This is a genomic window from Aeromonas sp. R6-2, assembly GCF_040908155.1.
Classification (GTDB): domain Bacteria; phylum Pseudomonadota; class Gammaproteobacteria; order Enterobacterales; family Aeromonadaceae; genus Aeromonas; species Aeromonas schubertii.
On the sequence record NZ_JBFODE010000064.1, the window covers coordinates 1 to 11643 of the forward strand.

Genomic DNA, 11643 nt, shown 5'->3' on the forward strand with positions numbered 1-11643 from the left:
TTGAGCTGTATGCCGTTCATGTCACCAGGGAATATCCCTAAGCGGGTGGCGGAGTTGGAGAAACAAGCGGGGCAGTTTGTGTTACCCGATAGGATAGAGCGAAGTTACCCCCGCTGCGTGAAGCCAAGACCGCAGAAGTACAGCGTGAAAAAATCCAATAAAAACAATGCCAGTCAGTCTTAACTGACTGGCATTAACCGCAGGGTGCCCTTCGTCTATGGCTTAATCCCGATCGAGCAGGGCCCGGTTCTCTTCCTTGCTTAATACGATCACCTCACACTCGGCCCAGATATCCTGGAAGGCGCGGGGGCTGAAGAGGGCCATCAGGTTGCCGAGGCCGAAGGCCGCGGTTGCCAGCCGGATCAGCGCCTGGGTGAAGCGAATGGAGCTGCCATCCTTGTTCTGGATGCGCAGGCGCCAGGCACGCATGCCGATGGTCTGACCGCCACGTACCCAGAACCAGCTGTAGAAGCCGAGGATGATGGCGGCCAGCCAGGCGGTATAGAGCAGGCTGTGAGAGAGGAGGTCGGCCACCTCTTGCCCCTCGGCGAGCCGGGCCCAGCCAAACATCAGCGCCAGATGTGCCACACCGAAGCCGATAAAGCCACCGATGATCAGCAAAGAGAGGACGACCAGGCTGTCGTAGAGCCAGGCACCCATCCTGCGCCAAAAGGAGGCTTGCGGGTGGCTGGGAGTCGGGGTTGGGGTCTTGGGGGGGTTACGTTTGGCCATGAGGGTTCCTTCCTGAGAGTCCGGGGCATTGTAGGGAGTGTGATGAGGGTCGGCAAGGTGTTGAATAATTGGACAATCACCGAGGGACGACAGAAAAAGAGCTTGCCTGCCCCAGAGCCATTCGTATAATCGCTCCCACTGCCCGGGTGGCGAAATCGGTAGACGCAGCGGATTCAAAATCCGCCGGGTAAAACCGTGTCGGTTCGAGTCCGACCCCGGGCACCACATTCCTGACAAGGCCACTCATTCGAGTGGCCTTGTTGCTTTTTGGGGATACTCCCCCGTTTCCCGTTTCCCGTTTCCCGTTTCCCGTTTCCCGTTTCCCGTTTCCCGTTTCCCGCATGCCCATGGCTAGGCATCCCAATCCCTGCGGGATTGCCGCTACGCGGGGTTTCGCCCGCCCTTCGGGCGGTGGCGAGTGACTTCTTGCTGGCCCAAGAAGTCACCAAGAAGGCCTTCCCCCGCCAATCCGACCGCTACGCGGTTTCCCTCGGCTCAGTCGCCAGGTCGGACGGACCGCCGCAGATGGGGCATTCATGCCCCGCTGCGGCTGCGCCATCATCCCTGATAGCGCTCCTGACCTTGCTTCCTCTCCTCGGCGGGTTGGAGGGGGATCCAATACCGTGCCTGACTGCGAATGAGGGGCATAGCGTCGATCTATTGGCCGCCACGCGGCGCTCAAAATGGTGGGCAAAATGGTGGGTGTCCCATTTTCATCCTTTTCATCCATGGCTAGGCATCCCAACCCCTGCAGGATTGCCGCTACGCGGGGTTTCGCCCACGCCTGAAGGGTGAAACCCTGCCGAGGACGAACTCTTTGCACCCTATGCGGCAGTGTATATTCAGGCCTGGCCACAGGCTTGGGAGTCTGGTCACACTTTGCCAGCCGGCGTTCGGGGATTGTGACTGTGCCCCCTTCCCGCTACACTCTGCCACCTTTTTTATAAACCCCAGCAAGCCAGTGGAGATCACCATGTCCTCAGTCGGAGAGCAGTGCCGCATCCAGATCCTCGAGTTGACCGACAAGGGGGATGGCGTCGGCCGTGCCGAGGGGATCCCCGTCTACGTGGAGGGGGCCCTGCCCGGTGAAGAGGTGGAGATCGCCCTCACCCTGGTCAAGCCCAACTATATGCACGGTCGCCTCGAGCAGGTGGTGACCGCGAGCCCGGACCGGGTGCCCGACTTCTGCCCCCACACCGAGTGCGGTGGCTGCCAGGTTCGCCCCCTGGCCTATCCGGCCCAGCTCGAGGCCAAGCGTGAGCTGGTGCGTGCCGCCCTGACCAGGCAGGGACTCACCACGGCGGTGGCGCCGGTGCTCGGCATGACGGACCCCTTCGCCTGGCGTAACAAGGCGCAGTTTGCGGTGCGTGCCGGCGCCGAGGGGGCCGAGATCGGCTTCTATCGCAAGCACTCCCATACCCTGGTCGCCTGCGATGACTGTGCGGTGCAAGATCCCCTGCATGGGGAGCTGCTGGCACGCCTGCGTCGCTGGATGCGCGAGCATCAGGTTCGCCCCTACGATGAGGCGAACCACGAGGGGGATCTGCGCCATGTGATGACCCGCAAGGGATTCGCCAGCGGAGAGTGGATGCTGGTGCTGGTGACCCGCACCGAGACCCTGCCCGCCGAGGCCGAGTTGCTGGCCGCCCTCGAGGGGCTGCCCATTACTACCCTGGTACACAATATTCACGCCGAGCCGGGTAACCGGGTGCTGGGGCCGAGCAACCGGGTGTTGAGCGGGGAGGGGATCATCACGGATCGTCTGCACGATCTCGAGTTCGTCATCTCGCCCCTCTCCTTCTATCAGGTCAACCCGGTGCAGACCGACACTCTCTATGGCAAGGCGCTGGAGTTTGCCGCCCTGACCGGTAGCGAGACCGTGTTCGATCTCTACTGCGGCATCGGCACCATCTCTCTCTTCCTGGCCCGCCAGGCGGCCCGGGTGATCGGCATCGAGTTGGTTCCCGAGGCCATTGAGGATGCCCGCCGCAATGCCGAGCGCAACGGCATCGGGCATGCGGAGTTTCATGTGGGCAAGGCCGAGGAGAAGGTGGCCGAGCTCTATCGTGCCGGCGAGCGCGCCGATGTGGTGGTGGTCGATCCGTCACGCAAGGGGTGTGACAAGGCGCTGCTCGAGACCCTGGTCGCCATGGCGCCGGAGCGGCTGGTCTATGTCTCCTGCAACCCCCAGAGCCTGGCGCGGGATCTGGCCTGGCTGACCGCTCGCGGTTTCGTGCTGGAGGCGGTGCAGCCGGTGGATATGTTCCCCCATACCCTGCACGTGGAGGCGGTAGCGCGCCTGCGCCGGGCTTGAGCGGGCTCTGGCATCGTGTCATAAAGGCTTCCTTCGGGAAGCCTTTTTCATGGGAGACAGGGATGATTCGACTGGCCGTGCCGGATGATGCGGCGGCGCTCGACGCCTTCTTTCGCGCCCTCGACGCCGAGACGCGCTTCATGCTCTATGAAGCAGGGGAGCGTCCCTCGGATGTGGCCATTCAGCGTCAGCGTCTCGAGGCCATGACGGCGGCCCCCAACCAGGCCATGTGGCTGCTGGTGCAAGGCCTGGAGGTGCAGGGCTTTGCCGTGCTGATTGGCGGCGGCCTGGCCCGTAACCGCCATTGCGCCCTGGTGGTGATGGGGCTGCGCCGGGTTGCTCGTGGCCAGGGGCAGGGGGAGGCGCTGCTGCGTACCCTCATCGAGGAGGCGCCGCACCTCGGCATCCACCGCCTCGAGCTGGGAGTGATGGCCGATAACCAGGTGGCCCATGCCCTCTATGGCAAGTGCGGTTTCGTGGAGGAGGGGCGGCGGCGTCACGCCTATCGCGTCGGTGACGAATGGGTGGATGAGATCACCATGGGACTGCTGCTGGAGGTACGCTGATGTTGCTCATGTTGAAACGCTGGCTGGCTCGCTACGACGCCTGGTGCGCCCGTTGGGGGCTGACCCCCGAGAACCGGCGCTGCTGCGTGCCGCAGCGCCACGAGGCGAAGGCCGATCGCGAGGTCAAAAAGTGAGGCTGACGGCCCCGGTCAGGCTGTTGTAGTCAAAGCCCAGGGTGGTATCGCGGCGCAGCCGGTAGCGGCAGTTGTCGTGACGCAGGCCGTTGCCATCGGATTGGCCGTCGCTGCGATCGATATAGGAGATATAGTCGCTTTGGGAGTCGCTGATGCGCTCGTCAGCCACGCTCTGATCCGTGTCGAGCAGGCCGGTGAAGAGGCTTTCGCAGTCGTCCGGGCTGCTGACCGAGATCTGATCGCTCTCACCGCCGGGGAAGATAGCATCGACTCCCTGTCCCCCCTGATCTTCCTTGGTTCCCACCGGCCAGCCGTGGCGATTGATATCGAGATCCTGCTTGCCCATGCTGCCGAGGTTGTAGAGGGGATTGCCCTGGGCCCGCACCTGCCAGCCGGCGTTGGCCAGTTGCACACCGCCGGCAAAGGCGGAGGCGGTGCCCTGTACCGACCCCTTGAGGGCGTCATCCTTGAGATTGATGAACTTGGGCAGGGCGGTGACGGCCAGGATCCCGAGTACAATGATCACCAGCACCAGCTCGATCAGGGTAAAGCCCCGGTTGGCCTCCATGGTGTGCTTCATACTGCGGACTCCTGAAACAAGGTGAATCATGTTGATCGATACCCACTGCCATCTGGACGCAAGCACTTTTGACGGCGATCGGGAGGCGCTATTGGCGCGTGCCCGTGGGCTCGGTGTCAGTCAGTTTATCATTCCCGCCACGGGGGAGGAAAACTGGGCGGCGGTGAGTGCGCTTGCCGATCCCGCACAGGGGCGCTTCTATGCCCTCGGTATTCACCCGCTCTGGGCGGCAAGCCACTCCCCCTCGGCCCTGACCCGGTTGGCGCAGCGGTTGGCCGCGCCATCTCCCGGCCTGGTGGCCATCGGTGAGTGTGGTCTGGATGGGCGCAGTCAGGTTGAGCAGGAGGGGCAGTTGACCCTGTTCGAGGGGCAGCTTCGCCTCGCCGGCGAGACAGGGCTGCCGCTACTGGTGCATTCGGTCAGGGCCAACGACACGGTTGCCGGACTGCTCAGACTCTATCGGCCCCAGGCCGGCGGGGTGATCCACGCCTTCTCCGGCTCGCGCCATCAGGCCGAGCGTTTTTGGGAACTGGGGTTTTGCCTCGGCATCGGCGGCACGATTACCTATGAGCGGGCCAACAAGACCCGGGAGGCGGTGGCGGCCCTGCCATGGGAGGCGCTGGTGCTGGAGACGGATGCCCCTGACATGCCCCTGTGTGGCCGTCAGGGAGTGCGTAACAGCCCCGAATATCTGCCCGAGGTGCTGGCAGTGCTGGCCGAACTGAGGGGGGAAGACCCATCTGAGGTTGCCAAACTGTTACGGCGCTCGACCTGCCGTCTTTTCCCGGCTCTCGACACACTATTTAACAATTGACTAACGCCGGACTTTTACAGCTAGCCAAGAAGTAGTCGCAAAAATCGTTTTCGTTCTAAAAATCCGCCATGATACCAATTTCGCGCACATAAAGTGTGAGCTGCCTTCTACTTTGGCATGACGCATTCAGTATAATGCGCGGCCTTGATTGATGAGTTTTTTCACACAACTCGTTAACAAGCGGCAAGGTGCTACTAGAGGAAAACAACTAATGAGTCTGATCATGGGTCTGGTGGGGATGGCAACCCTCATCCTTATCGCGGTGCTCTTCTCGAGCAATCGCAAGGCAATCAACATTCGTACCGTGGCGGGTGCGTTCGGTATCCAGGCTGGTCTGGGTGCGTTCGTACTCTATGTTCCGGTAGGTAAAGATATCCTGGGCGGCGCTTCCGATGCCGTTTCCAGCGTCATCAACTACGGTCAGAAGGGCATCGAGTTCCTGTTCGGTGGCCTGGTGAGCGGCAAGATGTTTGAAGTGTTCGGTGGCGGTGGCTTCGTGTTTGCCTTCCGCGTACTGCCGGTCATCATCTTCTTCTCCTCCCTGATTGCCGTGCTCTACTACCTGGGCATCATGCAGTGGATCATCAAGCTGCTGGGCGGCGGCCTGCAGAAGGTGCTGGGCACCTCCCGCACCGAGTCCCTCTCTGCCACTGCCAACATCTTCGTGGGTCAGACCGAAGCGCCGCTGGTGGTGCGTCCCTTCATCGGCAAGATGACCGACTCCGAGCTGTTCGCCGTCATGTGTGGTGGTCTGGCTTCCGTTGCCGGCTCCGTACTGGCCGGTTATGCCTCCATGGGCGTCAAGATGGAGTACCTGATCGCTGCCTCCTTCATGGCTGCACCGGGTGGCCTGCTGTTCGCCAAGCTGATCGTCCCCGAGACTCAGACTCCCTCCTATAACGAAGATTCCGCCGACGGCGAGCTGGACGACAAGCCGGCCAACGTCATCGACGCCGCCGCTGCCGGTGCTTCCGCCGGTCTGCAGCTCTCCCTGAACGTGGGTGCCATGCTGCTCGCCTTCATCGGTCTGATCGCCATGATCAACGGCCTCTTCTCCGGCGTGGGTGGCTGGTTCGGTATGCCCGAGCTCTCCCTCGAGATGATCCTGGGCTGGCTCTTCTCCCCGCTCGCCTTCCTGATCGGCGTGCCCTGGAACGAAGCGACCGTTGCCGGTTCCTTCATCGGCCAGAAGCTGGTGGTCAACGAGTTCGTGGCCTACCTGAACTTCGCCCCGTACCTGAAAGATGAGTTGCTGATCAACGGCGTGGCCATGTCTGACCACACCAAGGCCATCATCTCCTTCGCCCTGTGCGGCTTCGCCAACCTCTCCTCCGTGGCTATCCTGCTCGGTGGTCTGGGCTCCATGGCGCCGAACCGTCGCGGTGATATCGCCCGCTTCGGTCTGAAGGCCGTGCTGGCAGGCTCCCTGTCCAACCTGATGTCTGCTACCATCGCAGGCTTCTTCCTGGCCCTCACCGCCATGTAAGATAGCGTCTGGACAGAGTCCACAACGCCGAACGCCACAGCTTTTGCTGTGGCGTTCGCATTTGGATCGGTGACAACCGTTTTCCTTAAATACACTTATAAAAATAGAGTCAATCGGAGGTTTTTATGAACGAAGTACTGCTGGCTATGGCGGCCGGATTCATTGTTGGTGTGTTGTTTTCTTTCCTCAAGTTGCCCATCCCGGCTCCTCCCGTCCTCTCCGGTGTGATGGGGATTGTCGGGGTCTATCTCGGCGGTATCGCCTACGGCTGGATCATCGAGCGCTTCTTCTCGTAAGCGCGACGACAAGGCGGTTCGCAGATGTGAGATACCTCAGGAAATGGCGAGAACTGGCTTGCATGAGAGGGGTATCTCGGCTCAAATAGGCAGTGTCAGCAGGGTGCTGACATTGACTAATATCCGGTGGAATCCGGGTGTTGGCGGTCAAATGGAATTGATTGGGTTCGGGTCATCCCGTCTCAAGTCTTCATGGAACCAAGTCCGCACTTTTGTAAGAAAGTGACGGGGCTATTGCCTTATTTGCAGTCGGATTGCCTGTGCAGTTTTGCTGTAAACATTGAACCTGACTCCGGGTCGGCTTACTGCGCCACCGGTGTCGAAGACTTGATATGTGGAGAATGTGATGACTGATCTGAAGATCGCGGCACAGCGTGCCCTGAACCTGATGGACCTGACCACCCTGAACGATGACGACACCGATCAGAAGGTCATCGACCTGTGCCGCAAGGCCAACTCTCCGGCGGGCATGACTGCCGCCGTCTGTATCTATCCCCGTTTTATTCCCATCGCCCGCAAGACCCTGCGTGAGATCGGTGCCGAGCAGGTGAAGATCGCCACCGTCACCAACTTCCCGCACGGTAACGACGACATCGAGATCGCCGTGGCCGAGACCCGTGCCGCCGTGGCCTACGGTGCCGACGAGGTGGACGTGGTCTTCCCCTACCGCGCCTTCATGGCTGGCAACGAACAGATCGGCTTCGATCTGGTCAAAGCCTGTAAGGAAGCCTGTGGCGCCGATGTGCTGCTGAAGGTGATCATCGAGACCGGTGAGCTGAAAGAAGAGGCGCTGATCCGTCGCGCCTCCGAGATCTGTATCGACGCCGGTGCCGACTTCATCAAGACCTCTACCGGCAAGGTGCCGGTCAACGCGACCCCCGAAGCGGCCCGCATCATGATGGAAGTGATCAAGGCCAAAGATCCCAAGGTGGGCTTCAAGCCGGCCGGTGGTGTCAAGGATGCGGCCGTTGCCGGCCAGTACCTCGCCATGGCCGAAGAGATCCTGGGCAAGGAGTGGGTCAGCGCCCGCACCTTCCGCTTCGGTGCCTCCAGCCTGTTGGCCAGCCTGCTGGCGACCCTGGGCCACGGCGACAAGCCGGCGGACACCAGCGGCTACTAAGCGCAATCGCCGGGGCGGCTTGCCGCCCCGACATCAGGACTTCTATTCGGCTTGCATGCGCGCCAGCGGCGCGGAGGGAATGAAAGATGTTTTTGCCTCAAGAAATAATTCGCAAGAAGCGCAACGGTGAAGCGCTCAGTACCCAAGAAATTCAGTTCTTCGTCCAGGGCATCACTAACGGCGCTATCGGTGAGGGGCAGATTGCGGCCCTGGCCATGGCGGTCTACTTCCGTGATATGACCATGGACGAGCGCGTCGCGTTGACCTGCGCCATGCGTGACTCCGGCATGGTGCTCGACTGGGCGCCCCTCAACCTGGGTGGCCCCATCGTCGACAAGCACTCCACCGGCGGCGTGGGTGATGTGGTCTCTCTCATGCTCGGCCCGATGGTCGCCGCTTGCGGTGGTTTCGTGCCGATGATCTCCGGTCGTGGCCTGGGCCACACCGGTGGTACCCTGGACAAGCTCGATGCCATCCCGGGTTACCAGACCTCTGTCGACAACGACACCTTTATCAAGGTGGTGCGTGAAGCCGGCGTGGCCATCATAGGTCAGACCGGCGATCTCGCCCCGGCCGACAAGCGCATCTACTCGGTGCGTGACGTGACCGCCACCGTCGAATCCATCGCCATGATCACCGGCTCCATCCTCTCCAAGAAGCTGGCCTCCGGTCTGGAAGCCCTGGTGATGGACGTAAAAGTGGGGTCCGGCGCCTTCATGCCGACCTTCGAGGCCTCCGAGGAGCTCGCCAAGAGCATCGTCGCCGTGGCCAACGGCGCCGGTTGCCGCACCACTGCACTGCTCACCGACATGAACCAGGTGCTGGCCTCCAGTGCCGGTAACGGGGTTGAAGTGCGCGAGGCGGTGCGCTACCTGACCGGTGAGTATCGCAACCCGCGCATTCACGCCGTGACCATGGCACTGGCTTGCGAGATGCTGATCTCCGCCGGCCTCGCCAGCGATGAGAGTGAGGCTCGCGCCAAGCTGCAGGCGGTGCTCGACAACGGCAAGGCGGCCGAGATCTTCGGTCGCATGGTGACCGGCCTGGGTGGCCCGAGCGATTTTATGGAGCGTTACGACAGCTATCTGCCCAAGAGCGCCATCGTGCGCCCGGTCTACGCCGACCGCAGTGGCGTCGTCTCTTCCATGGACACCCGTGGGCTGGGGCTGGCGGTGGTCGCCATGGGCGGTGGTCGCCGCGCGCCGGCCGATCGACTCGACTATGCAGTCGGTCTGTCCGATTTTGTACGCTTGGGCCATGAGGTCAATGCCGACAAACCGCTGGCACTGATCCATGCTCAGAGTGAGGACCAGTATGCTCAGGCAGCCGCCATGGTGAAAGCTGCTATCCGGATTGGTGACGATATCCCCGAGGCGCTGCCCGAGGTCTATCGCCGCATCACTCTGGCCGATTTGTAAGTAAGGGGAACACCCATGAAACGTACCTTTATCCTGATGATGGACTCTTTCGGTATCGGCGCTGCCGCCGATGCCGACAAGTTCGGTGACGTAGGCGCCAACACCTTCGGCCATATCGCCAAGGCGTGTGCCGAGGGCAAGGTTGAGGGGCGCGGCCCCCTCACCCTGCCGAACCTGACCAAGCTGGGTCTGGGTCATGCCTGTGAGCTCTCCTCCGGTCTCTTCCCGGCGGGGCTCGACAAGCAGACCGAGGTCGTGGCCGCCTATGGTTACGCCAAGGAGCTCTCCTCCGGCAAGGACACCCCGTCCGGTCACTGGGAGATTGCCGGCGTTCCCGTGCTGTTTGAGTGGGGCTACTTCAAGGACCATCACAACAGCTTCCCGCAGGAGCTGCTTGACGCCATCGTCGAAAAGGCTGGTCTGCCGGGTTACCTTGGCAACTGCCATGCCTCCGGTACCCAGGTGCTCGATGATCTGGGTGAAGAGCATATGCGCACCGGCAAGCCGATCCTTTACACCTCTGCCGACTCCGTGTTCCAGATCGCCTGCCACGAAGAGACCTATGGTCTCGAGAAGCTCTATGAGCTGTGCAAGATCGTACGAGAGCTGCTCGAGCCCTACAACATCGGCCGGGTTATCGCCCGTCCGTTCGTGGGCAGCGGCAAGGGTGACTTCAAGCGTACCGGCAACCGTCACGACTACTCTGTGCTGCCACCGGCGCCGACCGTACTCGACTTCATGAAAGACGCCGGCGGTCAGGTGGTCTCCATCGGCAAGATCGCCGACATCTATGCCGAGCAGGGGATCACCAGGAAGGTGAAGGGCACTGGCCTCACCGAGCTGTGGGATCGCACCCTGGAAGAGGTGAAAGCCGCCGGTGACAACACCATCGTCTTCACCAACTTCGTGGACTTCGACTCCGCCTACGGCCACCGCCGTGATGTGAAGGGCTACGCCGATGCGCTCGAGTACTTCGATGCCCGTCTGCCGGAGCTGTTTGCCCTGCTGCAGGATGGTGACGTGGTGGTGATCACCGCCGACCATGGCTGTGATCCGACCTGGGGTGGAACCGATCACACTCGCGAGCATATTCCGGTAATCTTCTACGGCAAACCGGTCAAGGCCGGCAGTGTTGGTGGTCGCGAGACCTTCGCCGACATCGGCCAAAGCATTGCGGCCTATCACGGGCTGCCCACGTTGCAGTACGGCACCAGCTTTCTGTAACTGACGGGTCCCGCCGGCAGGCGGGACCTTAAAAAAACACAACAACCAATCAAGTGTGAAGGAATAAGAGAATGGCAACTCCTCATATCAACGCGAAAGATGGCGCCTTTGCTGACGTAGTTCTGATGCCGGGTGACCCCCTGCGTGCCAAGTACATCGCCGAGACCTTCCTGGAGAACGTCGAACAGGTGTGCGACGTGCGCAACATGTTCGGTTTCACCGGTACCTACAAGGGTCGTCGCATCTCCATCATGGGTCACGGCATGGGCATCCCGTCCTGCTCCATCTATGCCAAGGAGCTGATCACCGACTACGGCGTCAAGACCATCATCCGTGTTGGCTCCTGCGGCGCCGTTCGTGAAGATGTGAAGCTGCGTGACGTGGTCATCGGCATGGGCGCCTGCACCGACTCCAAGGTGAACCGTCTGCGCTTCAAGGATCACGACTTCTCCGCTATCGCCGACTTCGACCTGGTGGCCAACGCCGTCCAGGCCGCCAAGAACAAGGGTACCCCGGTTCGCGTCGGTAACATCTTCTCTGCCGACCTGTTCTACACCCCGGATCCCTCCATGTTCGACGTGATGGAGAAGTACGGCATCCTGGGCGTTGAGATGGAAGCTGCCGGTATCTACGGTGTGGCTGCCGAGTTCGGTGCCAAGGCTCTGACCATCTGCACCGTCTCCGACCACATCCGTACCGGTGAGCAGACCACCTCCGAAGAGCGTCAGCTGACCTTCAACGACATGATCGAGATCGCGCTGGAGTCCGTCCTGCTGGGCGACAAATAATCCTGCGAGATGAGAACGGCGGCCAACTGGCCGCCGTTTTTTTATTGTGTTTTCGGTGGGGTGTCGTCACCCTGCTGCTCGCTGGGCTCGCTGGGCTCGCTGGGCTCGCTGGGCTCGCTGGGCTCGCTGGGCTCGCTGGGCTCGCTGGGCTCGCTGGGCTCGCTGGGCTCG

Annotated in this window: 12 protein-coding genes, 1 tRNA gene and 1 pseudogene; 12 read left to right on the forward strand and 2 right to left on the reverse strand. The window is 61.6% G+C overall.

Features of this window, described 5'->3' with window-relative positions:
- A pseudogene (locus tag AB5Y48_RS17330) lies at positions 1-183 on the forward strand (IS4 family transposase); the annotation flags it as partial.
- A gap of 39 nt (positions 184-222) precedes the next feature.
- Here AB5Y48_RS17330 and AB5Y48_RS17335 read toward each other — a convergent pair.
- Positions 223-732, reverse strand: coding sequence for an RDD family protein (locus tag AB5Y48_RS17335; protein ID WP_136614327.1), 510 nt, complete (start codon positions 730-732; stop codon positions 223-225).
- Positions 733-872: 140 nt separating this feature from the next.
- On the opposite strand from AB5Y48_RS17335, the gene AB5Y48_RS17340 reads away from it, so the two are divergent.
- The 4 genes from AB5Y48_RS17340 (at position 873) to AB5Y48_RS17355 (ending at position 3746) form a co-directional block, all read left to right on the forward strand.
- A tRNA-Leu gene (locus AB5Y48_RS17340) sits at positions 873-957 on the forward strand.
- A 748-nt stretch (positions 958-1705) separates the two neighbouring features.
- Positions 1706-3046, forward strand: a complete 1341-nt coding sequence (gene rlmD / locus AB5Y48_RS17345; RefSeq protein ID WP_368165275.1) for a 23S rRNA (uracil(1939)-C(5))-methyltransferase RlmD — start codon at positions 1706-1708, stop codon at positions 3044-3046.
- 62 nt (positions 3047-3108) lie between these two features.
- Positions 3109-3612 carry a GNAT family N-acetyltransferase gene (locus AB5Y48_RS17350; protein ID WP_050667706.1) on the forward strand — a complete coding sequence of 168 codons (504 nt, stop codon included), beginning with the start codon at positions 3109-3111 and terminating at the stop codon, positions 3610-3612.
- Positions 3612-3746: a hypothetical protein gene (locus AB5Y48_RS17355; RefSeq protein ID WP_256364881.1), complete on the forward strand. Its 135-nt coding sequence runs from the start codon at positions 3612-3614 to the stop codon at positions 3744-3746. Before AB5Y48_RS17350 ends, AB5Y48_RS17355 begins: the two co-directional genes overlap by 1 nt.
- Here AB5Y48_RS17355 and AB5Y48_RS17360 read toward each other — a convergent pair.
- Entirely contained in the window at positions 3736-4326 is a 591-nt protein-coding gene (locus AB5Y48_RS17360; protein WP_050667707.1) for a prepilin-type N-terminal cleavage/methylation domain-containing protein, read from the reverse strand. The genes AB5Y48_RS17355 and AB5Y48_RS17360 overlap by 11 nt on opposite strands.
- A gap of 25 nt (positions 4327-4351) precedes the next feature.
- Here AB5Y48_RS17360 and AB5Y48_RS17365 point away from each other — a divergent pair, with 25 nt between their 5' ends.
- The 7 genes from AB5Y48_RS17365 to deoD all read left to right on the forward strand — a co-directional run bounded on the left by AB5Y48_RS17365 (position 4352) and on the right by deoD (position 11472).
- Entirely contained in the window at positions 4352-5140 is a 789-nt protein-coding gene (locus AB5Y48_RS17365) for a TatD family hydrolase (RefSeq protein WP_368165281.1), read from the forward strand.
- 211 nt (positions 5141-5351) lie between these two features.
- Entirely contained in the window at positions 5352-6626 is a 1275-nt protein-coding gene (locus AB5Y48_RS17370; protein WP_050667709.1) for a NupC/NupG family nucleoside CNT transporter, read from the forward strand.
- A 125-nt stretch (positions 6627-6751) separates the two neighbouring features.
- Entirely contained in the window at positions 6752-6922 is a 171-nt protein-coding gene (locus AB5Y48_RS17375) for a XapX domain-containing protein (protein WP_050667710.1), read from the forward strand.
- Positions 6923-7268: 346 nt separating this feature from the next.
- Entirely contained in the window at positions 7269-8042 is a 774-nt protein-coding gene (gene deoC, locus AB5Y48_RS17380; protein WP_050667711.1) for a deoxyribose-phosphate aldolase, read from the forward strand.
- 86 nt (positions 8043-8128) lie between these two features.
- Positions 8129-9460 carry a thymidine phosphorylase gene (deoA, locus tag AB5Y48_RS17385; RefSeq protein ID WP_368165278.1) on the forward strand — a complete coding sequence of 444 codons (1332 nt, stop codon included), beginning with the start codon at positions 8129-8131 and terminating at the stop codon, positions 9458-9460.
- Between the two features lie 15 nt (positions 9461-9475).
- Entirely contained in the window at positions 9476-10684 is a 1209-nt protein-coding gene (locus AB5Y48_RS17390; RefSeq protein ID WP_224163742.1) for a phosphopentomutase, read from the forward strand.
- A gap of 71 nt (positions 10685-10755) precedes the next feature.
- Positions 10756-11472 carry a purine-nucleoside phosphorylase gene (gene deoD, locus AB5Y48_RS17395; RefSeq protein WP_050667714.1) on the forward strand — a complete coding sequence of 239 codons (717 nt, stop codon included), beginning with the start codon at positions 10756-10758 and terminating at the stop codon, positions 11470-11472.
- Positions 11473-11643: the final 171 nt, after the last annotated feature.